Here is a 23,185-nt window from a genome sequence, read left to right as displayed (position 1 = left end):
TTTTACCAACGCAGGGGCCATGCTCTGTGGCGCCTGCTCGGCGGTTTGCCTATCCATGGGGTTGGAACTCCTCACCGTTCAAGGTCACCAGGGGATCAAGCCCCCCCGTCAGCGCAGCCAATTGCAAGGAGAAGATCTCCCAGTCGCTCTTTGCCTGCACCAGCTGCAATTGTTGTTCGCTGAATTCGCGCTGGATATTCAGCACATCGAGCCAGCTCTTGGTACCTGCCACATATTGGCGCTGATAAGACCCCAGCACCGCCCCCAGCTCCGCCAGTGACTCGCTCTGCACCCGGATAAGCCCGGTCTGCAACTCACGGCTGCGTTGCAGGCGACGCACACTGCGCTCAAGCTCGCTGACGGCGTAGGCCAGGTCCTCTTCGGCCGCACTCTGCTGCGCCACAGCAGCGTCTGTCCGGCCATGGGTCGCAAAGCCCATGCCCTCCAGCGTGCCTTCCAGCACCAGGCTGACCCGGGTCTCATCGCGGTAGGACGGCTGGTCATAGTCCTGCTCCGCTTGCAGGTAGAGCGTGGGCATGGAGGCGGTCCTGACCTGATCCACGCTCGCCCTGGCCCGTTCGATCTCCTGTTTCTTGTAACGCACTTCGGCGCTGCCATTCAGGGCGGCCTGGCGCAATGCCTCGCCCTCGCTGACCTGCAATAGATCGGATGCCACCGGCTGCAGGGCCGGCAAGGGCGCCTGGGTCAGGGCCAACAGATCGCTTCTCGCAATGGCCAGCTCCCCTTCGTATCGCTCCACCCTAGCCCTGGCTTGCGCGAGGCGGGTGGCCGCCAGGCGCACATCCGCCGCCGACGCCAGTTGGCCCTGCTCTCGGCGGCTGATCTGCTCGAACAGCGACTGGTGAGCCGCCAGACTGGTCTCGACCACCTGCAGACGCTGACGGCTGCCAAGGACATTGGAGTAGGCAACGGCGGTCTGCTCCAGCAACTGGCGCCGTACTCGCAACAAGTCGACACGCTCGACATCAGTGTCGGCATCGGCAAACGCAATGCTGTTATCGATGCGCCCGAATGCCCACAGCGGTTGGCGCGCGCGCAGTGTCACCGGCGTGGAGAGATCCTCCCCTGTGGTGGCATCCCGACTGGATTCTGAATACTGCTGAACCTGGGCGGTCAGGCTGGGATAACGCTGGCTGCGCGCGGCATCGGCCGAATATTCCCGCGCCTCGATCTGCGCCTGTTTGCCACTCACGGCAGGGTGCAGGCTGAGGGCCGCCTGCAACGCCGCCTGCAAGCCATCGGCCTGCTGCGCACTCAGGGGCAGGGCCAGCGCGGCCAGACTCAGGACCAGCAGGCCCTGCCGTCCCAGACGCGGCAAGGTTGTTACCATGAAAACTCTCCGTCGATTTCCTGTTCGTTGTAGGGCAAGGCAGAGGGTGCAAGATGCGCCGCCTTGCCCATCAGCAGTGCCGCCTTCTCCGGCTCGCCGGACAGCCCATATGCCCGCGCCAGATCATCGCGCCATTGACCCTGCCAGGGGCACAGCTCATGGGCCTTGCGCATCAGGGCAATACCCTCGTCCAGGTGGCCCTTGCGCACATAGACAAGCCCCACCATGAAGGTGGCGGCAGCATGCTCCGGCAGATGGTGCAGCAACTGCTTGCCGTGATATTCGGCGTCATCCAGCTTCTCTTCGCGGTAAAGCGCCACAGCCTCCCCCAGCAGACCGGGCACGGGCAGCGTCACCATGTCGGTGATCGGCTGCCATTGGATGCGGGCATTGGTGCCGCGGATCAGGGGGGCAAGATGGGCCTCGTAACGCGCCCATCTGGCCATGGAACTCTTGTACAGCGGCTGGCGAACCTGCCAGACGCTGGCGGTCTTCACCGGCCGTTGCAGCTCGCTGAAATTGAGTATCTGGGGCTCCCAGGCCACCCCGACGTAATCCAGCATGCGCCGCGCCTCGCGCTCGGGATCCGCCAGCACATCCTCGTAGCGCACCTCCAGGATCTCGCCGGGAAAGAGCTGGTTCCAGTGGTGCATCAACAAGTTATGGTCGGCGAGCTGCTCGCCGATCCAGGTCAGGTCGTAGGCAAAGCCCATGCCGCCGTGCTTGGCCGCGTAGTCGGTAAAATAGTTGGAGATGGCGATATCACGGGGGTCGCGCCGCACCGAGATGATCCGTGCATGGGGGAACAGCAGCTTGATGAGGCCGATGTTCTCGAAGTTGTGGGGCAGCTTGTCCACCACATGCAGCGCCCCAGGGGCGTATTCCTGCAGCTCCTTGAGGAGATTGCCCGTGATGCCGGCTATCACCTTGGCATCCAGGTCGTCCACACAGTCGGGATAATGTCTACCCGAACCGACGTGACGCTCCCACCGCTCCAGTCCGGCAATCACGCCGGGGATGAGCCCCAGCTCGCCGGCGCCGTGGATCTGGCTGTGGCCGGCCAGCATCTGCTCTATCAGGGTGGTGCCGGAGCGCGGCATGCCCAGCACGAACACCGGCAGTGTCGAATCATTGCCAATACCACGGCGATGCTCATAGAGTGAGCGGCTGAAGGCATGACGGATGCGCGCGCAAGCTTGCCGGTGCGCCACTGGGTCATAGCCGAGCAAGGCGCGGCTGGCCCCATTCGCCTCGTCCGCCAGGGCAAAGGCCCTGGTGTAGTTCTTGCGCTTTTCCCAGGCGGCGGCCAATTGCAGCAGCAGACCGGGTTTCACCAGCCCCTCGGGACCAGGGCGGCGAGCCAGCATCTCCAGGTGGTGCAGGGTCGCATCATCCTCTGGGAACCGCCGCGCATTGATAAGCGCACTATGACCGCGCACCGGGTCGAGCACCTTGACCCGTTCAAACAGCGCCACCGCCTCGTCAATACGCCCCAATTGCAGGTACAGCGAGCCCAGTCCCTGCAAGGCCGGCACCCATTGTGGGTGCGCTTGCAACACTTGCCGGTAGCGCGCCTCGGCCTCGGCATATAGCTGCTCCTGCGCCTCAACCCCGGCCAGCGCCACCTGTGCCTCAACTAGCCAGTGGGGTTGCTGCCACCCCTCGATACTGCCCGACGGTGGCAGCGCCTGCACCTCTTCGAGGACCTGAGTGGCCACCTCTCCGGCCAGTGCCGTATGCCCCTGAGTGGCGACAGCCACCAGCTTGAGGCGCAATGCCAGCGCGGGCTGTTGCTTCTGGCCAGCCAGATGGATGGCACGGCGCAGCAAGGCGATGGCCTGGGATGTGCGTCCTTGCAGCTCAGCCAGCTCGGCGCGATGCTGATGCAAGCCAAGATGCTCGGGATAATGTCTTCCTCCCCGGCACAGGGCATCCTCGGCCTGAGCATGACGACCTCGCTCGGCCAGCCGCTGGGCGTACCCCCTGAGCAGACCGCAATAATCCTCTTCGTCCAGCAAGATGTGCTGCTCGTCAAGCCAGGCATCGGCGGCGACATATTGCTCCGCCGCCAGCCACAGTTCCAGACGCAGACCTCGCAGTTGCTGACCATGCCATGTGGCCTGCGGCTCGGGCCATTGCTCCCGTTCGCCTACCCAGAAGGCCTCGGCCTGCGTCAGCAGCCGTTCACCCTCTTCTATGGCCCCTTCCTGCAAATACAGGCGCAGCAGTTGCTGATAGATCAAGATATTGGGCGCAAGGGCAAGGCTGCGTTCATACAGTGGCCGCGCCACCGCCGTCTGCTGGCGCCTGAGCAGACAGGTCGCCAGCCGCGCCAGCAAGAGCCCGTGCTCGGGTGCCTCAAGCCGGGTTGCCTCGAGCAGTGCCTGCGCCACCTCGAGTTCTCCCAGCAGCAGTTGGACGGCAGCCAGGTCGACACGCCCATCGACGTCAAGAACCGTAAGATCCAGCCCTGCCAACGCGTGGCGGGCGGCATCCGACTCGCCAAGCTGGGCGCACGCCAGTGCCAGCAGCACCTGTTCGGCGGGGCTTTGTGGGACACCGCAGGCCTCCTGCAACAGCACAAATTGTTGTTGCAGGGCCAGGCGGCGCAGTAAGGGCAGAGAGCTCATAGGAACAGCGGGATCCTGAGGCTAGATCGCCCCTCCGTGAGGGGCGATCAGGGTGAAGAAGAGAAGGGCCAGGTTAGACTCGCGCAGCGACTCGCATTGCCGCAACCTGACCAGGCGGAGTAACAGAACAAGAGAACTCATTTCTCTGCGGGTTATACCAGACCTTGCGACGTCATTATGTTCGCTGGCATCTGATGAAGGTATACCTCCCCCAATCGACTCCAACCCAATTGTTCAACGTTTGGATTTTGGGAGGCTGCAGCGGCCCAACTACCGTTCCAAAGATCAACGGCATTAAACCCATACCGCATCAAGTCGCCATCTCGCTGAAGCTGGACAACCGTCAGCGAACTAAACCAAGCAAGGTTGTTGGTACCGCTACGGAGAAGGGCACTCACGCCGCGTCCAGATACACCCACGACAGGGGCGCCAGTACCGACCAGGACGATCTTGTCGTCAGGACCCAGAGTATTGGCGCCGGACCACGTACCCCAGGTGCCTGGACCCGTACCGGCTGTACTCAACATACTCGTGTTGCTGTGGACCTTGATATAGATGGTGTAGCTGGTATTTGCATCGAAAGTGCGGCTGCTATGGTCGGAACTGACCCCCTGTACCATGTCAAATACCACAATGCTGTTATTGACCACGGGTCCCGAGGTATCGATCACGATGGCTTCGTTCGCCCCGAGCGAACCCGCTGTGCCTGAGGCAGGCAGCGTCAGCGCGGCAAGATTGCCAGCGGCGTCGCGGATGGTGCCGCCATTGAGGCCGAGAGCCCCTGAGCTCAGGTAATCCAGATCGGCGCTGGTGTCCCCCGCCTGAACCGTGTAGTTGAAGGTCAGGGTGTTGGAGCCTGAACCACTGACGTAATTGATAGTCCGATCCGTGGTGCCGGTTTCCAGGGTCAGTTGCGGCATGCCGGTGACTGTGACCGCTTCGCTGAAACTGACCTGGATGCTGATCACACTCCCCACACCGTAGGTACCCGCCGCCGTTGAGCTGCTAACCCCGCTCACCACAGGGACCGTGGTATCGACCAGGAAGCTGGCGTTGTCGGCCACCAGGGTGTGGCTCAGGTTCGCGTCGTTACCCGCGGCATCGCGCAACGTACCGCCGTTGGCCGCAAGTGCGCCGGCGGCGATGCTGATGCCATTGGCATCGGTCTGACCGGGCAACACAGTGTATTGGAATACCAGCGCGGCAGTGCCTGAGCCCGAAACGTAATTTGCGTAAACCGTGCTGCCACCGATATTCAGCGCCAGGCGCGGCGTACCGCCGGCGGTATTGACCACCGTCGCGTCGTTCATGGCCACGGTAACGCTGACCACGTCACCGGCATTCAGGATGTTGTTCTGCACACCGCTGGCACTGGTGATGCCCACACTGTTGACAATGGGAGCCGTGGTATCCACCAGGTAGCTGACGTTATCGGCCACTGCGCCATGACCCAGAGCGGCCGCATTGCCCGCAGCATCGCGCAGCGTTCCGCCGTTCGCCTGCAGCGCATTGGCATCAAGGCTGATGCCATTGGCATCGGTCTGGCCAGCCAGCACCGTGTATTGGAATACCAGCGATGCGGTGCCTGAGCCCGAGACATAATCCGCATAAACCGTGCTGCCACCAATATTCAGCGCCACACGCGGGGTACCACCCGTGGTGTCGACCAGGGTAGTTTCACCCATGGTCACCGTGACGTTGACCACGTCACCGGCATTGAGGGCGTTGTTCTGAACACCATTCGCACCGCTGATGGCAACACTGCTGACGGTCGGAGCGGCTTCATCGATCAGGTCATTGATCACCAGGGTAACCAGCTGCTCGCTGGCATGGCCGGCGGCATCGGTGGCCACCACGGTAAAGCTGTAGCTGGGCTTGGTTTCGTAATCCGGGTTAGCGGTAAGGGTCACCGCGCCGGTGGCCGCATCGATGCTGAACAACGCTGCGTCCGCTCCCGCCTTCAGGCTGTAGCTGGTGCTGCCGCTCGACACATCGCCGCCGTCGGTGCTGGCGACGGTATAGACCAGTTGCCCAGCACCACTGTTTTCATCGATGGCGCTGGCCGTCGCCGCCGAGGTGATGGTCGGGGCCACTTCGTCCAGGTTATTGATATCGAGCGTGACAGTTTGCTCGCAGGCATTGCCGGCGGCATCGGTGGCCACCACGGTAAAGCTGTAGATCGCCTTGGTTTCATGATCCGGGTTGCCGGTGAGAGTCACCGCCCCGGTGGCCGCGTCGATGCTGAACAGTGCCGCATCCGCCCCCGCCTTCAGGCTGTAGCTGGTGCTGCCGCTCGAGACATCGCCGCCGTCGGTGCTGGTGACGGTGTAGACCACCTGCCCGGCACCGCTGTTTTCATCGATGGCGCTGGCGGTCGCGCCTGAAGTGATGGTCGGTGCCACTTCGTCCAGATCATTGACGTCCAGGGTGACAACCTGCTCGCTGGCATTGCCGGCGGTATCGGTGGCCACCACGGTAAAGCTGTAGCTCGCCTTGCTCTCGTGATCCGGGTTGCCAATCAGGGTCACCGCCCCGGTGCTGGCGTTGAGGCTGAACAGCGCCGCATCCGCCCCCGCCTTCAGGCTGTAGCTGGTGCTGCCGCTCGAGACATCGCCGCCGTCGGTACTGGTAACGGTATAGACCAATTGCCCGGCACCGCTGTTTTCGTTGATGGTGCTGGCGGTCGCCCCAGAGGTGATGACCGGGGCCAGATCATCCAGATCATTGATATTGAGTGTGACAACCTGCTCGCTGGCGTTGCCGGCGGCATCGGTGGCCACCACGGTAAAGCTGTAGCTCGCCTTGCTCTCGTGATCCGGGTTGCCAGTGAGAGTCACCGCCCCGGTGCTGGCGTTGATGCTGAACAGCGCCGCATCCGCTCCCGCCTTCAGGCTGTAGCTGGTATTGCCGCTCGACACATCACTACCGTCGGTGCTGGTGACGGTATAGACCAGTTGCCCGGCACCGCTGTTTTCATCGATGGCGCTGGCGGTCGCGCCTGAAGTGATGGTCGGTGCCACTTCGTCCAGATCATTGACGTCCAGGGTGACAACCTGCTCGCTGGCATTGCCAGCGGTATCGGTGGCCACCACGGTAAAGCTGTAGCTCGCCTTGCTCTCGTGATCCGGGTTGCCAATCAGGGTGACCGCCCCGGTGCTGGCGTTGATGCTAAACAGCGCCGCGTCCGCCCCCGCCTTCAGGCTGTAGCTGGTGCTGCCGGTCGAGACATCGCCGTTGTCGGTGCTGGTGACGGTGTAGACCAGTTGCCCGGCACCGCTGTTCTCGTCGATGGCGCTGGCCGTGGCCGCCGAGGTGATGGTCGGCGCGACTTCGTCCAGGTCATTGATATTGAGTGTGACGGTCTGCTCGCTGGCATTGCCGGCGGCATCGGTGGCCACCACGGTAAAGCTGTAGCTCGCCTTGGTTTCATGATCCGGGTTGCCAATCAGGGTGACAGCTCCCGTGGCCGCATCGATGCTAAACAGCGCCGTATCCGCGCCCGCCTTCAGGCTGTAGCTGGTGCTGCCAGTCGAGACATCGCCGTTGTCGGTGCTGGTGACGGTGTAGACCAGTTGCCCGGCACCACTGTTTTCATCGATGGTGCTGGCCGTGGCCGCCGAGGTGATGGTCGGCACGACTTCGTCCAAGTCATTGATGTTCAGGGTGACAGTCTGCTCGCTGGCATTGCCGGCGGCATCGGTGGCCACCACGGTAAAGCTGTAGCTCGCCTTGCTCTCGTGATCCGGGTTGCCAATCAGGGTCACCGCCCCGGTGCTGGCATTGAGGCTAAACAGCGCCGCATCAGCCCCCGCCTTCAGGCTGTAGCTGGTATTGCCGGTCGAGACATCGCCGTTGTCGGTGCTGGTGACGGTGTAGACAACCTGCCCGGCGCCGCTGTTTTCATCGATGGCGCTGGCGGTGACCCCTGAAGTGATGGTCGGTGCCACTTCGTCCAGATCATTGACGTCCAGGGTGACAACCTGCTCGCTGGCATTGCCAGCGGCATCTGTGGCTACCACGGTAAAGCTGTAGCTGGACTTGCTCTCGTGATCCGGGTTGCCAGTGAGAGTCACCGCCCCGGTGGCCGCATCGATGCTAAGCAGTGCTGCGTCCGCACCCGCCTTCAGGCTGTAGCTGGTGCTGCCGCTCGAGACATCGCCGCCGTCGGTGCTGGTGACGGTATAGACCAGCTGCCCGGCACCGCTGTTTTCGTCGATGGCGCTGGCGGTCGCCCCTGAGGTGATGGTCGGCGCCAGGTCGTCCAGGTCATTGATATTGAGCGTGACCACCTGCTCGCTGGCGTTGCCGGCGGCATCGGTGGCCACCACGGTAAAGCTGTAGCTCGCCTTGCTCTCGTGATCCGGGTTGCCAATCAGAGTCACCGCCCCGGTGGCCGCATCGATGCTGAACAGTGCCGCATCCGCACCCGCCTTCAGGCTGTAGCTGGTGCTGCCGCTCGAGACGTCGCCGCCGTCGCTACTGGTGACGGTGTAGACCACCTGCCCGGCACCGCTGTTTTCGCCGATGGTGCTGGCGGTGGCCGCCGAGGTGATGGTCGGCGCGACTTCGTCCAGGTCATTGATGTTGAAGGTGACAGTCTGCTCGCTGGCATTGCCGGCGGCATCGGTGGCCACCACGGTAAAGCTGTAGCTCGCCTTGCTCTCGTGATCCGGGTTGCCAATCAGGGTGACCGCCCCGGTGGCCGCATCGATGCTGAACAGCGCCGCATCCGCCCCCGCCTTCAGGCTGTAGCTGGTATTGCCGGTCGAGACATCGCCGTTGTCGGTGCTGGTGACGGTGTAGACCACCTGCCCGGCGCCGCTGTTTTCATCGATGGCGCTGGCGGTGACCCCTGAAGTGATGGTCGGTGCCACTTCGTCCAGATCATTGACGTCCAGGGTGACAACCTGCTCGCTGGCGTTGCCGGCGGCATCGGTGGCCACCACGGTAAAGCTGTAGCTGGACTTGCTCTCGTGATCCGGGTTGCCGGTGAGAGTCACCGCCCCGGTGGCTGCATCGATGCTAAGCAGTGCCGCGTCCGCCCCCGCCTTCAGGCTGTAGCTGGTGCTGCCGCTCGACACATCGGCGCCGTCGGTGCTGGTGACGGTGTAGACCAGCTGCCCGGCGCCGCTGTTTTCATTGATGGCGCTGGCGGTGGCCCCTGAGGTGATGGTCGGCGCCAAGTCGTCCAGGTCATTGATATTGAGCGTGACCGCCTGCTCGCTGGCGTTGCCGTCGGCATCGGTGGCCACCACGGTAAAGCTGTAGCTCGCCTTGCTCTCGTGATCCGGGTTGCCAATCAGAGTCACCGTCCCGGTGGCCGCATCGATGCTGAACAGTGCCGCATCCGCCCCCGCCTTCAGGCTGTAGCTGGTGCTGCCGCTCGAGACATCGCCGTTGTCGGTGCTGGTGACGGTGTAGACCACCTGCCCGGCACTACTGTTTTCATCGATGGCGCTGGCGGTGGCCGCCGAGGTGATGGTCGGCGCGACTTCGTCCAGGTCATTGATGTTGAGTGTGACTGCCTGCTCGCTGGCATTGCCGGCGGCATCGGTGGCCACCACGGTAAAGCTGTAGCTCGCCTTGGTTTCATGATCCGGGTTGCCAATCAGGGTCACCGCCCCGGTGCTGGCGTTGATTCTAAGCAGCGCCGCGTCCGCCCCCGCCTTCAGGCTGTAGCTGGTGCTGCCGATCGACGCATCGGCGCTGTCGGTGCTGGTGACGGTATACACAACCTGCCCGGCACCGTTGTTTTCGCCGATGGCGGTGGCGGTGGCCCCTGAAGTGATGGTCGGTGCCACTTCGTCCAAGTCATTGATATTGAGTGTGACTGCCTGCTCGCTGGCGTTGCCAGCGGCATCCGTGGCCACCACGGTAAAACTGTAGCTAGCCTTGCTCTCGTGATCCGGGTTGCCGATCAGGGTGACCGCCCCCGTGGCCGCGTCAATGGTGAAGGCGCCATGATCACCCGCCACCTTGAGGCTATAGGTGACAATCCCTGCGTCACTCGCCGCTGCTGTGTAAACGCTCTGCAAAGCACCGCTATTTTCCTTGATAGCACCGGCTGTCGCGCCAGACACGAATTTCGGCGCATAGGTATCGACCACCACGGCAATGGCGCCCGTTAAATCCTGGCCCGTTTGCGCTGATGTATACTCCCCGCCTTGCACGACAATGCCCTGCACACTTTCTGTCAGGGTTGCCTTGCCGTTGTTGACCTGCAACCCAGCCAGAAGATCAGCGATGGTTTGCTGGCTATTTCCGCCATTCTGGGTATCAGCGCCTGAGAGCGCCGCCAGTACGGCTCCGTATATTTCGCCTGCACTGAGGCCGTTGTTGCTGTCAAAGCTGCCGCCGTTGGTTGGCACTACAGTGGTGCCATGCAAATTCGGCAGGCCGAATAGATCGGCAACGGCATCGTTGATGTCGTCCACCGTAGATGCAGCGGGCACACCACCTTCTGTCGCATCTTGAACCTTGTGATAAGCCAGGGTACTGAGAACGTTAAGATTGACGGTGACTGTGGAATTAGGCTGCGTCACCACCTCCATCGCGAACAGTTCCGCGTTAAGGTCTTTGCCAGCCTGGGTCGCTTCATCCAGATAATCTGCGCTGGAGCCAGTGTTAACGACTCGGGCGATGACCACCCCAAGGTAACTGCCAACCGCGATTGAGAAGGTGCCATCTGGATTAACCTGCGCCTCCCCCAGCAGAGTGACACCGTCAGCCTGGTAAACCTCGACACGCAGATCATTACCCGCGACAACCGGGCCGCCCACTATGGTCCCGGCAACCTTGTTGACGACGCTGATCTCAGAGCCGCCATCGCCATCACCTCCACCACCACTGCCTGCAGCCAGAGCAATACCACCAAGACCAAGCGCCCCCAGCCCGGCAGTCATGGGAGTGAAGAGATCACTGTCAGAGCTCCCCCGCCAGACGATTTGATCGCCATTGGCAGTGGTCTCTATCACCGGGCTGTCATTCGTCACCGATGCGCCAACCAGGGTCGAGCCATCCAGCTCGGCCTGGGGAATAAACGCAGTCTCTGGCTCATCATAAAATTCGGTGATCTCGACCAGAGCGCCATCGTCCTCCGACTCGACAATCAACGAGCTGCCCTTGCGCTTGACGAACAACCCCTCAGGGGACTTGCCCGTCGAAACATCGATTAGCGCGTACTTGGCGCCAGGTTGAGCCGGGATGACGGCAACCTCGCTGAGAGGAATTTGCCGCATTGAGCCATCAGCAAGGCGCTCGACAAGTTGCAATGACTGTTTAACGCCTATTTTTGAGGCCATGTAGATCTCCCTATCCACTTGTATTTAAATGACATATTTATTAGGAATGACGGCCTGCGACAAAAGGCGACGGAGTCGATACTAGCAGACAAGTTGCAGTCGAAGATAGATGGTGCTGACCAGCCCGCTACGACTCAATCTCACCAGGGGCATATGCCAAAAATCACATAAAAACAGAGCCTTCCTGGCGGCGGTTTACTGCCTCTCGCCATGCCTTTCGACCAGGATCAGTCCCCTGGACCTGATGCCGAACATCCCCGGTGCTTGCCGCGCCCGGTGGCGGCGCGCCGTCATCTACGCTTGAAGTGCGCCGTCCGGGATGACGGCCACTCCTCATCCGTTTGAGAAAAAAGAAGGACATCATGGCTAGCAAGAAAAAATCCAAAGCAGAACAGCCGGTACCGGTCGCCGAGCCCAAACCCCTTGGCAACAAGGCGTACGAGAAGGAGCTGCGTCGCCTGCACGTGGAGCTGGTGAAGCTGCAGCAGTGGGTGGTGCACAAGGGGCTCAAGGTCTGCATCGTGTTCGAGGGGCGCGACGGCGCCGGCAAGGGGGGCACCATCAAGGCAATCACCGAGCGGGTCAGCCCCCGGGTATTCAGGGTCATAGCGCTGCCGGCCCCCACAGAGCGGGAGAAGAGCCAGCTCTATTTCCAGCGCTACATTCCGCACCTGCCGGCGGCGGGCGAGATCGTCATCTTCGATCGCAGCTGGTACAACAGGGCCGGGGTGGAGCGCGTCATGGGCTTTTGCAGCCAGGAGGCGAGCGACAAATTCCTGGCAGGGGCCCCCATGGTGGAACAGGCCATGGTCGACTCTGGCATCATATTGCTGAAGTACTGGCTGGAGGTGACCCCAGAGGAGCAGGAGCGACGGCTGCGGGATCGCATCGACGATGGGCGCAAGATCTGGAAGCTCTCCCCCATGGACATCAAGTCCTTCGATCGCTGGGATGACTATACCAAGGCGCGGGATGCCATGTTCACCGCCACCGACACCGCCTGGGCCCCCTGGTTCCTGGCCCGCTCCGAGGACAAGAAGCGGGTGCGGCTCAACATCATCTCCCACCTGCTGAGCCACATCCCCTACGAGGAGCTGCCGGCAGAACCAGTCAAGCTGCCCAAGCGCAAGATTGGCAAGGTCAAGGCCTCGGAGCACCCGTTCAGGGTGATCCCGGAACTCTTCTGAGCACCGTCAAGGGGGAGCCTATGGCTCTCCTCTTTCTCTCTCACCCCCTGCCCTGCTGATACTGGCGAATCGTCACCCTGGCATTGAACAGGGCATTGGGGAACCTCTGGCTCGCCCCTTGTTCTCTCACGCCCTGCTCTGCTGATACTGGCGGATCGCCGCCCTGGCATTGAACAGGGCATTGGGGAACCTCTGGCTCGCCCTTGCTCTGCTCCCTCACGCCTTGCTCTGCTGATACTGGCGGATCGCCGCCCTGGCATTGAACAGGGCATTGGGGAACCTCTGGCTCGCCCCTTGTTCTCTCACGCCCTGCTCTGCTGATATTGGCGGATCGCCGCCCTGGCATTGAACAGGGCACTGGGGAACCTCTGGCTCTCCCCTTGCTCTGCTCCCTCACGCCTTGCTCTGCTGATACTGGCGGATCGCCGCCCTGGCATTGAACAGCATGCGGCTCTCCCCCAGCTGGTCGGCCAGCCCGCTGCGGCGCACGTTCTCGAGCACCCCGGGATTGAGCCCGGCCAGCCAGAGAGTGACGCCCCTGGCGCGCGCCTGCTGCTCCCCCTCCATCAGCATCATCAGGGCCGAGTACTCCACGTCCTGCACCCGACTCATGTCCAGCACCACCACCTCGGGCTGGTGAGTCTCGGTAAGCTCGCGGATCCGGGCAGCCACATGCTGCACATTGATGAAGAAGAGGCGCCCCTCCGGCCGCAGGATAAGCAGGCCCGGGATCGTCTCGTCATCGGGATGGCGCGCGGCCAGCGGCCTCAGCACATCCTCCCCGGGTTTTCGGCCAATCACATAGACGGGCGGCTGCGCCGTCTGGCTGGCGAGCCCCAGCAGGGAGGCCAGGATGGCAACCACTATCCCCTCCAGGGTGCCAAACAGCAGCACCCCCAGGCAGGCGATGGCGGCCCAGCGAAACTCCATCATGCGAATTTGCCCTATCTTGCGAAACTCCCCAGGCTGGATGAGCCCCACCGAATAGACGATGACCACCACCGCCAGGGTGGCGCTCGGCAACCAGGAGAGCAGCGGGGCGAGGAAAATCATGGTGGCCAGCGCCATAGCGGCGGTGACGGCGGAGGCCCACTGGCTCAGCCCCCCGACCGAGCGCACCACGGCGGTCTGGGAGGTGCCGCCCCCCGCCGGCATGCTGCCGCAGAAGGCGCCCCCCAGGTTGGCCAGACCGGTGGCCACCAGCTCGCGGTTCGGGTTGATCTCGGGCTCTTCCTTGCCCACGAAGGCCCGGCCTGCGGCTATGGTCTCGGTGAAGCTCATCAGCGCTATGCCCGCCGCCCCCGGCAGCAGCTGCAACACCAGGGTCAGATCCGGCATCGTCAGGGCGGGCAAGCCGGTGGGGATACTGCCGACGATGGCGACGCCCGCCTCGTTCAGGCCAAAGCCCCACACCAGGGCGATGCCGATGCCCACCCCCAGCAAGGGGGCGGGGGAATGGGGGAAGCGCCACTCCATGAACACCAGCACCACCAGGGTGACGAGGGCGACCCCCAGGGTCAGCCAGGAGCTCTGGGGCAGGGCCTCCCCCAGATGGTAGAGATCCAGGAAGAAGTTCTCCTTCTGGAGGTGCACCCCGAACAGCTTGGGCAGCTGATCGAGGATGATCACCAGCCCTATGCCGCTCTTGAACCCCACCAGCACCGGCAGGGAGATGAAGTTGGCCACGAAGCCGAGCCGCAGCACCGCCGCCAGCATCAGCATGGCCCCCACCAGCAGGGTCAGGGTGGCTGTCACGGTGAGCAGCCGACCGGGATCCCCATCCGGCACCACCAGCCCGAGCTGGGTCGCGGTCAGGATCGCCAGTGTGCTGGTGGAGCTGACGCTGAGCACCCGGGAGGAGCCCAACAGGGCGTAGAGCAGCATGGGCACGAAGGCGGTGTAGAGACCGACGGCCACCGGCAGACCGGCCACGCTGGCATAGGCCATGGCCTTGGGCAGCACCACGGCCGCCGCTGTGACACCGGCCAGCAGATCGGACAGAGAGCGCCTTGGCGCCGACGCAAGTGATGACATCTGAATCCTCCATTATCCCAGGCCCGGGCTGGCGCGCTATTCGCCGTGATGACAGAGTGAAGTGTAGGCGGCGAAGTGACGCAATAGCTTGTTGTGCCTCACGTTTTACCGCTCCCTTCCCCTATACTTCAGCGACGTTCAGGTCTGGCCCGAGAGAGGATATCCCCCATGTTGCGACTGCTTGCCCTGCTGCTTGTCTGCCTGGTGCTCCCGGTACGGGCGCTGACCCTGACTCCGGTGGCAGGGGAGCTGCGCCATCCCTGGGGGCTAGCGTTTCTCCCCGATGGCGGCTACCTCGTCAGCGAGCGCCCGGGCCGCCTGCTGCGCATCGACGCCGGGGGCGAGCGCCATATCATCTCGGGTCTGCCCCCCCTCGCCGCCGCGGGTCAGGGGGGCCTGCTCGATCTCGCCCTGGATGACGAGGGTTGGCTCTACCTGAGCTACAGCGAGCCGGGGGAAGGCGGGGCCGGCACCGCCGTGGCCCGGGCCCGGCTGCAAAAAGACGCCCTCGTCGACTGGCAACTGCTGTTTCGCCAACAGCCCAAGGTGGCCGGTGGTGCCCACTTCGGCTCCCGCCTGGTGCTGACGGAGGATGGCTATCTCTTCATCACCCTCGGCGATCGCTACAGCGAGCGGGCGCGGGCCCAGACGCTGGACAACCACCTCGGCAAGACAGTGCGCCTGCACAAGGATGGCCGGGTCCCCGCCGACAATCCCTTCGTCACGACGCCGGGGGCTCTGCCGGAGATCTGGAGCCTGGGCCATCGCAACATGCAGGGGGCCGCGCTGCGCCCGGTTAACCAGCAATTCTGGGCCCACGAGCACGGCCCCCAGGGCGGGGACGAGGTGAACCTCATACTGCCAGGGCACAACTTCGGCTGGCCCAGAGTGACCTTCGGCGAGGAGTACGGGGGCGGCAAGATTGGCGTGGGCCAGAGCGCGCCCGGCCTGACGCCGCCGCGCTGGATCTGGGTGCCCTCCATCGCCCCCTCGGGCATGGCGTTTTATCAGGGCGCCCTGTTCAAGGGGTGGCAGGGAGATCTGCTGGTCGGCGCCCTGCGCGGTCAGGCCCTGTTGCGCCTTCGCCTCGACGGGGACACCATAGTGTCACAGGAGCGGTTGCTGACCGATCTGGGGGAGCGGATCCGTACCGTCAAGGAGGGCCCCGACGGCGCCCTCTATCTGCTGACGGACTCAGGTCAGGGACGCCTGCTCAAGCTGACCCCATAGGATGCAAGGAGGAAGGATGAACGCGAATCGCATGCTGCTGGTGCTCTTTGCCAGCCTCTGGTTGCTGGGCTGTAACACCATTCACGGGATGGGGCGGGACATCGAGAAGGCCGGGGAGGTGATCCAGGGCTCCGCCAACCTGACAAGCGAGCCGCAGCCCCCGCGCTGACGAGGTCGGGTCAGTAAGGCTCGGGCCCTCAGGCTGACCGAGCCATTCCCCTCACTCGCCGCCAGACGCCAGGCTGGCAAGGGGTGCCATGGTCACCCTGACCCCGTGCTGGGCCAGTACGTCGCGCGCACTCTGGGGCAGCTGCTCGTCGGTGATCACCTGATCGATCGCATCCCAGCCCACCACGTTGAAGGTGCCCACCTTGCCATATTTGGACGAGTCGCAGATGAGGATGCGGCTCGCCGCCGACTCCACCACGGCCCGCTTCACCGGCACCTTCTGCTCGCTCGGGGTGGAGATCCCCTGCCCATCCCAGGAGGAGGAGGAGAGGAAGGCAACGTCCAGATGGAGGTTGCGCAGGAAGTGGGCGGTGGCTTCCCCGGCGCAGGACTGGTTCTCGCGAATGACCTGACCCCCGGTGTGATAGAGGCGGCAGCGGCCGTGCTCGATGAGGTAGGCGCACACCATGAAGTCGTTGGTCACTATCATCAGATCTTCCCGCAGCGCCAGCTCCCGGGCCAGCTCCAGGGAGGTGGTGCCGGCGTCCAGATAGACGGTGCTGCCCTCGGCCACCTGGGCGGCGGCGAGCCGGGCGATGGCCAGCTTGGCCCCCTGCATCAGGCTGCGCTTGGCGGCGTGGGAGGGCTCGCTCTTGATCCGCTGGGAGAGGCTGACGCCGCCCGAGACGGAGAGCACCCGCCCCTGCTCCTCCAGCTTCTGGATATCGCGCCTGATGGTCATGTGGGAGACCTGCAACCAGTCGGTCAGCTCCACTATGCTGACCACGCCGCGCTCTGCCAGCAGTTGCAGGATACGTTGCTGTCGCTCTACGGGAATCATCTTGCCTCTCACCTCGGGGAAGGGAAGGCGCCATTCTACCCCAGCGACCTGGGAAAAAATGATAAATAACCTCGAAGGGGCTCACAAATCACATTTATTCACATAAAAAGCATCAATATTTGATTCAAAAGAATCTCAATTCTCATAAATAACAAAAATTAACACAACTTAAGTTATTTTTTGTGACACCTGCCTGATATTTCACCGCCACAAGCCTCTACTATCGGCTCATCAGTCGTTATCGAGGAATCACGAGATGAGCACTTCCTATCATGTTGCGGTCATCGGCCTGGGCGCCATGGGCATGGGCGCCGCCCGCTCCTGCCTGCGGGCCGGGCTCACCACCTACGGCATAGATCTCAGCGAGCAGGCCCGCAACCAGCTGCAACAGGCCGGTGCCGCCGCCGTCATGGCCGATGCCAGACCTCTGGCAGAGACCCTGGATGCCGTGCTGCTGCTGGTGGTCAACGCCGTTCAGGTGCGCCGCATCCTGCTCGGCGAAGAGGGGTTGGCCCGCCACCTCAAACCGGGCACCGCCATCATGGTCTCTTCCACCATAGCGGCCGAAGAGGCGAGTTCCCTGGCCGCCGAGCTGGTACAGCTCGGGCTGCCGATGCTGGATGCCCCTGTCTCCGGTGGCGCCATCAAGGCCGACGCGGGGGAGATGACTGTGATGGCCGCAGGCTCAGACGCCGCCTTCGACAAGCTGGCCCCTGTGCTGGATGCGGTGGCCGGCAAGCTCTACCGGGTCGGCAGCGAGCCGGGCCAGGGCAGCACGGTCAAGATCATCCACCAGCTGCTGGCCGGGGTGCACATAGCGGTGGCCGCCGAGGCCATGGCCCTGGCCAGCCGGGCCGGCGTGTCCCTGGATCTCATGTATGACGTGGTCACCCATGCCGCCGGCAACTCCTGGATGTTTGAAAACCGCATGCCCCGGGTGCTCGCCGGTGACTACCAGGCCCGCTCCGCGGTGGACATCTTCGTCAAGGATCTCACCCTGGTGGCTGACACCGCCAAGGCGCTGCGCTTCCCGCTGCCGCTGGCGAGCACTGCCCTCAACATGTTCCTCGGCGCCAGCAACGCAGGGCACGGCCAGGAAGATGACAGCGCCGTCATCAAGATCTTCTCCGGCATCCAGCTGCCGGGTCAGGAGGAACTGCTATGAAACTCGGTGTCATCGCAGACGACTTCACCGGCGCCACCGACATCGCCGGTTTCCTGGTGGAGAACGGCCTCTCCACCATCCAGTTTGCCGGCATCCCGGCTGAGGCGGATCTGACCGGGGTCGACGCCGTGGTGATCAGTCTCAAGAGCCGCTCCTGCCCCGCGGGCGAAGCGGTGCGCGACTCCCTGGCGGCCCTCGACTGGCTCAAGGCCCGCGGCTGCCCACGCATCTACCAGAAGTACTGCTCCACCTTCGACAGCACGGCGGCGGGCAATATCGGCCCCGTCACCGACGCCCTGCTGGCGGCGCTTGGCCAGAACTTCACCCTGATCTGCCCGGCCCTGCCGGTGAACGGTCGCACCGTCTATCAGGGCAACCTCTTCGTCGGCGCCCAGCCGCTGGCCGAGTCCGGCATGCGCCACCACCCCATCACTCCGATGACCGACAGCAACCTGCTGCGGCTGATGGAGGGACAGGCCCAGGGCTGCGCCGGACTGGTGCCCTTCTCCACCATAGACAAGGGGGCAGCCGCCATTGCAGGGGCCTTCGAGCAACTTGCAAAGGACGGCGTGCGCTACGCCGTGGTCGACACACTGACCGAGCAGCACCTGCTGGACATCGCCATCGCAGCCCTCGACATGCCCCTGGTGACCGGCGGATCCGGCCTCGCTATCGGCCTGGCCCGTCAGCTTGGCAGTGGCGATCTGCAGGGTGCCCGCGAGGCGGGCTGGCCCAGAGGCACCCACGCCGCGGTGCTGTCGGGCTCCTGCTCCGAGATGACCAACCGTCAGGTGGCCCGCTATCGCCAGCACGCCCCTGCCCTGGCGCTGGATGTGGTGCGCTGCCTCGAAGAGGCCGACTACCCGGCCGAGCTGGCGCGCTGGGTACTGGACCAGCCCCGGACCCCGGCGCCGCTGGTCTACGCCACCACCAGCCCGGTTGAGCTGGCCCGCATTCAGGAAACCCACGGCCAGCAGGCGGCCAGCGACGCGGTGGAACACTGCTTTGCCCGCCTCGCCCAACTGCTGCAAGGCGCCGGTGTCGACCGTTTCATCATCGCCGGTGGCGAGACCTCGAGCCGGGTCACCCAGGCCCTCGGCGTCAAGGCGTTCCACATTGGCCCGCAAATCGCCCCCGGTGTGCCCTGGGTGCGGGCCCTCGACGCCCCCCTGTCGCTGGCCCTCAAGTCCGGCAATTTCGGGAGCGACGACTTCTTCGACCAGGCTCAGGAGTACTTCCATGACTGAACAGTCACTGCGCGACACCATGGTGATGCTGGGGGCCTCCCTCTTCCAGCGCGGTTATGCCACAGGAGGCGCCGGCAACCTCTCCGCCCTGCTGCCTGACGGCACCCTGATCGCCACCCCCACCGGCTCCTGCCTGGGACGTCTGAGCGCCGACAGGCTCTCTCATGTCAACCTGCAGGGGGAGCACCTGGGGGGGGATCGCCCCTCCAAGGAGGTGGCCTTCCACCTCGCCATCTACCACAACAATCCAAACTGCCGGGCCGTGGTGCACCTGCACTGCACCCACCTGACCGCCCTCTCCTGCCTGGAGGGGCTGGATCCGGCCAACGTCATCCGCCCCTTCACCCCCTACTACGTGATGCGGGTCGGCCAGTTGCCGCTCATCCCCTACTACAAGCCGGGGGATGCCCGCATCGCCGAGGAGCTGGGGCGCCGCGCCCCCGAGGGCAACGCCTTCCTGCTGGCCAACCACGGTCCCGTGGTGACGGGCAAGGATCTGGTGGATGCGGTCAACAACATGGAGGAGCTGGAGGAGACGGCGCGCCTGGCACTGATGCTCCATGGCCAGTCCATCCGCTACCTGAGTGAACCCGAGATCGATGAATTGAGGAGGATGAAACCATGAGCCAACTCTGGTCCGCCCTTCTAACCCGATACAAGCACAACGCATTGAGGAGCATCACGCTATGAGCAAGTTTGCCGCCAATCTCACCATGCTGTTTACCGAGGTGCCGTTCCTGGAGCGCTTTGCCGCCGCCCGCGAGGCAGGCTTCGAGGCGGTGGAGTTCCTCTTCCCCTACGAGTGGCCGGCCGCCGAGCTGGGCCGCCGCTTGCGCGAGCAGGGGCTCTCCCAGGCCCTGTTCAACATGCCACCGGGCAACTGGGGCGCGGGGGAGCGCGGCATGGCCGCCATCCCGGGGCGGGAGGCGGAGTTTCGCGCCCACCTGCCAACCGTGCGTGACTACGCCCTGGCGCTCGGCTGCACCAAGGTGCACGCCATGAGCGGCATAGTGGACCCCGCTTACAGCCTCTCGGCCCACCGCCAGACCCTGATCGACAACATCCGCTTCGCCGCCGACTTCCTGGCTGCGGACGGTATCAGGGTGCTGCTCGAGCCGCTCAACGATAGAGATGTGCCCGGCTACTTCCTGGCCCACCAGCTCGACGCCCTGGCCCTGGTGCAGGAGATAGACAGACCCAACGTGGGGGTGCAGCTCGACCTCTACCACGCCCAGATCATGGACGGGGATCTCACCCGCCTCATCGGCAAGCTGGGCCAGGCCATAGGCCACGTCCAGATCGCCTCGGTACCGGATCGCCACGAGCCGGACGAGGGGGAAATAGCCTACCCACACCTGTTCAAGGTGCTGGCGCAGGCGGGCTACCACGACTGGATAGGCTGCGAATACAACCCCAGAGCCGGCACCCGGGAAGGGTTGGGCTGGCTCACACAACAATAACAACGACGACACCCTACACATGAACGAGTCTGAGGATAACGAGATGCAGATCATCATCACCGGCGGCGGTGGCTTCCTGGGCCAGAAACTGGCCCGGGCCCTGCTGCAGAGCACACAACCCTTCACCGAGCTGCTGCTGGTGGATATTCAGCTGCCCCAGGCCCCCATCGCCGATACCAGAGTGCGCTGCCTGCAGGCCGACCTCACCGAAGCCGGTGTCGCCGAGTCCCTCATCAGCGAGCGGACCGCCGTGGTCTACCACCTGGCGGCCATCGTCAGCAGCCATGCGGAGCAGGACTTCGATCTCGGCTGGAAGGTCAACCTGGACACCACCCGCACCCTGCTGGAGGCCTGCCGCCACACCAGAGCCGGCATCCGTTTCATCTTCACCAGCTCGCTGGCGGTCTACGGCGGCTCCCTGCCCGCCCTGGTGGACGACGGCACTGCGCTGACCCCGACCTCCTCCTACGGCGCCCAGAAGGCCATGGGGGAGCTCTTGGTCAACGACTACAGCCGCAAGGGCTATGTGGATGGCCTGGTGCTGCGCCTGCCCACCATCTGCGTGCGGCCGGGCAAACCGAACCGGGCGGCCTCGTCGTTCGTCAGCAGCATCATCCGCGAGCCGCTGCAGGGTGAGAGCGCCATCTGCCCGGTGAGCCCGGAACTGCGCCTCTGGCTCTCGAGCCCCGCCACAGTGGTCGCGAACTTCCTGCTGGCGGCCAGGCTCCCCGCCACCGGCGACTGGCGCAGCGTCAACCTGCCCGGCATCAGCGTCACCGTCGGCGAGATGCTGGAGACCCTCGCCAGGGCCGGTGGTCAGGGGGCTCTGGATAGGGTGCAGTTTGCCGCCGACCCGGCCGTCGAGCGCATAGTCGCGAGCTGGCCGGGGCGCATCGACAACCAGCGCGCCAGCGCCCTCGGCTTCGTGGCAGACAGGACCTTTGCCGACATCATCGACAGTTTCATCACCCATGACATGCAGGAGGCATCATGAGCGACATCCCTACCCCCATCATCGGCCTGGTCATCGCCGTCTTCGTACTGGTATTCCTGGTGGTCCGCACCCGGGTGCACGCCCTGATCGCCATGCTGGCGGCGGCCTGCATCGCCGGCATCACCGGCGGCATGACCATAGACAAGACCCTCACCGTCATCACCCAGGGCTTTGGCTCCACCCTCGGCAGCATCGGCATCGTCATCGGCCTCGGGGTCATGATGGGCCGCCTGCTGGAGGTGTCGGGGGCCGCAGAGCAGATCGCCTACAGCTTCATCAAGTGGCTCGGCAAGCGCCGTGAAGAGTGGGCCCTGGCCATTACCGGCTACATCGTCAGCATCCCCATCTTCGTGGATTCCGCCTTCGTCATCCTCTATCCGGTGGCCAAGGCGCTGGCAAAAAGCGGCAAGCGCTCCATCCTGACCCTGGGGGTCGCCCTGGCGGGGGGCCTGGTGGTGACCCACCATACGGTGCCGCCGACCCCGGGGCCCCTCGGCGTCGCCGGTCTGTTTGGCGTGGACATCGGCGCCATGCTGCTGATGGGCATGGCGCTGGCCATCCCCTGCGTGCTCGGCATCGTCTTCTACGCCCAGTGGCTCGACAAGAAGTACCCCGAGTTCGGCGCCAAGGCAGCCCAGACCCCGGATGAGCTGCAGTCCACCTACGAGCAGTACATCAAGGAGAAGGAGGGCAAGAGTCTGCCGAGCCTGACCCTGTCGCTGCTGCCGATACTGGTGCCCATAGTGCTCATCTTCGTCAAGGCCATCTTCACCACCCTCGCTACCCTGGAGGGGATGGGCGGCCTGATGGAGAACCCCCTGGTGCAGGGCGTCAACTTCATCGGCACCCCCATCATAGCGCTCGCCATCAGCGTGCTGCTGGCGGTCTATACCCTGGTGCCGCACATGGACAGACACGCCACAGCCGCTCGCCTCGAAGAGGGGCTGCAATCGGCCGGCATCATACTGCTGGTGACAGGGGCTGGCGGCGCCCTGGGTGCCGTGCTGCGCGACAGCGGCGCGGGCCAGCAACTGGCCGAGCAGATCGCCCAATTGCCCATCTCCCCCATACTGATCCCCTTCATAGTGGCGACCCTGGTGCGCCTCATCCAGGGATCCGGCACAGTGGCCATGGTGACGGCGGCCTCCATCTCGGCCCCCATACTGGCACAGATCCCCGGGGTCAACATGTTGCTGGCCGCCCAGGCTGCCACCATGGGGTCGCTCTTCTTCGGCTATTTCAACGACAGCCTGTTCTGGGTGGTCAACCGCATGATGGGGATCTCGGACGTCAAGCAGCAGATGATCGTCTGGTCCATCCCCACCACCATCGCCTGGGCCATCGGCGGCACCGGCGTCGCCCTGCTGAACCTGGTGTTCGGCTCCGGCGGCACCTGGTTCGACCCCGTGCTGCCGCTGCTGGTGCTGGCGCTCATCGTCTGGTACGTCAGGGGCCAATCCCTGACCCCGGCGGCCGGCATAGTGCCGAGCCGGGAGTCATAACGGCGGCACGGCAACGCTGTGTGACCAGGGCCAGTCTGCTAGACTGGCCCTCTTTTTTTATTCATCTTGCAAAGG

14 protein-coding genes are annotated in these 23,185 nt (G+C 64.0%); 9 read left to right on the top strand and 5 right to left on the bottom strand.

The features are described from left to right. Window positions 1-49: 49 nt before the first annotated feature. The 3 genes from WIR04_RS04745 to WIR04_RS04735 all read right to left on the bottom strand — a co-directional run bounded on the left by WIR04_RS04745 (window position 50) and on the right by WIR04_RS04735 (window position 11,219). A complete protein-coding gene (locus tag WIR04_RS04745) occupies window positions 50-1,351 on the bottom strand; it encodes a TolC family protein (RefSeq protein ID WP_338890863.1) in 1,302 nt (433 codons plus the stop codon). After that, entirely contained in the window at window positions 1,345-3,981 is a 2,637-nt protein-coding gene (locus WIR04_RS04740; protein ID WP_338890861.1) for a sulfotransferase, read from the bottom strand. The genes WIR04_RS04745 and WIR04_RS04740 overlap by 7 nt, the downstream gene beginning before the upstream one ends. A gap of 152 nt (window positions 3,982-4,133) precedes the next feature. Beyond that, window positions 4,134-11,219, bottom strand: a complete 7,086-nt coding sequence (locus tag WIR04_RS04735; protein WP_338890859.1) for a cadherin repeat domain-containing protein — start codon at window positions 11,217-11,219, stop codon at window positions 4,134-4,136. A 425-nt stretch (window positions 11,220-11,644) separates the two neighbouring features. Between WIR04_RS04735 and ppk2 the strand changes: the two genes are divergently transcribed. Beyond that, window positions 11,645-12,469: a polyphosphate kinase 2 gene (gene ppk2 / locus WIR04_RS04730; RefSeq protein WP_307764062.1), complete on the top strand. Its 825-nt coding sequence runs from the start codon at window positions 11,645-11,647 to the stop codon at window positions 12,467-12,469. A gap of 393 nt (window positions 12,470-12,862) precedes the next feature. Here the strand turns inward: ppk2 and WIR04_RS04725 are convergent, their stop codons facing one another. Further along, window positions 12,863-14,503 (bottom strand): SulP family inorganic anion transporter, encoded by a 1,641-nt coding sequence (locus WIR04_RS04725; RefSeq protein ID WP_338890855.1) that lies wholly within the window; start codon window positions 14,501-14,503, stop codon window positions 12,863-12,865. A 168-nt stretch (window positions 14,504-14,671) separates the two neighbouring features. On the opposite strand from WIR04_RS04725, the gene WIR04_RS04720 reads away from it, so the two are divergent. Together WIR04_RS04720 and WIR04_RS04715 are read left to right on the top strand one after the other, a co-directional pair. After that, complete coding sequence (locus tag WIR04_RS04720; protein ID WP_338890853.1) at window positions 14,672-15,733, top strand: PQQ-dependent sugar dehydrogenase; 1,062 nt, start codon at window positions 14,672-14,674, stop codon at window positions 15,731-15,733. 16 nt (window positions 15,734-15,749) lie between these two features. Beyond that, the gene (locus tag WIR04_RS04715) at window positions 15,750-15,902 is read left to right on the top strand and encodes an entericidin A/B family lipoprotein (RefSeq protein ID WP_338890851.1); all 153 of its coding nucleotides are present in this window, start codon (window positions 15,750-15,752) and stop codon (window positions 15,900-15,902) included. A gap of 51 nt (window positions 15,903-15,953) precedes the next feature. Here the strand turns inward: WIR04_RS04715 and WIR04_RS04710 are convergent, their stop codons facing one another. Next, on the bottom strand, window positions 15,954-16,742 hold the full coding sequence (locus WIR04_RS04710) for a DeoR/GlpR family DNA-binding transcription regulator (protein WP_338890849.1): 789 nt from the start codon (window positions 16,740-16,742) through the stop codon (window positions 15,954-15,956). Between the two features lie 256 nt (window positions 16,743-16,998). Here WIR04_RS04710 and ltnD point away from each other — a divergent pair, with 256 nt between their 5' ends. The 6 genes from ltnD (at window position 16,999) to WIR04_RS04680 (ending at window position 23,110) form a co-directional block, all read left to right on the top strand. Continuing rightward, window positions 16,999-17,907 (top strand): L-threonate dehydrogenase, encoded by a 909-nt coding sequence (ltnD, locus tag WIR04_RS04705; protein ID WP_338890847.1) that lies wholly within the window; start codon window positions 16,999-17,001, stop codon window positions 17,905-17,907. Next, window positions 17,904-19,154, top strand: a complete 1,251-nt coding sequence (otnK, locus tag WIR04_RS04700; protein WP_338890845.1) for a 3-oxo-tetronate kinase — start codon at window positions 17,904-17,906, stop codon at window positions 19,152-19,154. The genes ltnD and otnK overlap by 4 nt, the downstream gene beginning before the upstream one ends. Further along, window positions 19,147-19,779 carry an aldolase gene (locus WIR04_RS04695; protein WP_338890843.1) on the top strand — a complete coding sequence of 211 codons (633 nt, stop codon included), beginning with the start codon at window positions 19,147-19,149 and terminating at the stop codon, window positions 19,777-19,779. The genes otnK and WIR04_RS04695 overlap by 8 nt, the downstream gene beginning before the upstream one ends. 61 nt (window positions 19,780-19,840) lie before the next feature. Next, a complete protein-coding gene (gene otnI, locus WIR04_RS04690) occupies window positions 19,841-20,614 on the top strand; it encodes a 2-oxo-tetronate isomerase (protein ID WP_338890841.1) in 774 nt (257 codons plus the stop codon). 43 nt (window positions 20,615-20,657) lie between these two features. Continuing rightward, window positions 20,658-21,608 (top strand): D-erythronate dehydrogenase, encoded by a 951-nt coding sequence (denD, locus tag WIR04_RS04685; protein WP_338890839.1) that lies wholly within the window; start codon window positions 20,658-20,660, stop codon window positions 21,606-21,608. Continuing rightward, window positions 21,605-23,110 (top strand): GntP family permease, encoded by a 1,506-nt coding sequence (locus WIR04_RS04680; protein ID WP_025328027.1) that lies wholly within the window; start codon window positions 21,605-21,607, stop codon window positions 23,108-23,110. Before denD ends, WIR04_RS04680 begins: the two co-directional genes overlap by 4 nt. The last annotated feature ends 75 nt before the right edge of the window (window positions 23,111-23,185 follow it).

The sequence above is a fragment of the Aeromonas rivipollensis genome (assembly GCF_037811135.1).
GTDB lineage: Bacteria > Pseudomonadota > Gammaproteobacteria > Enterobacterales > Aeromonadaceae > Aeromonas > Aeromonas rivipollensis.
Note: the sequence above shows the minus strand (reverse complement) of the source record. Positions and strands in the feature narration are given on the sequence as shown.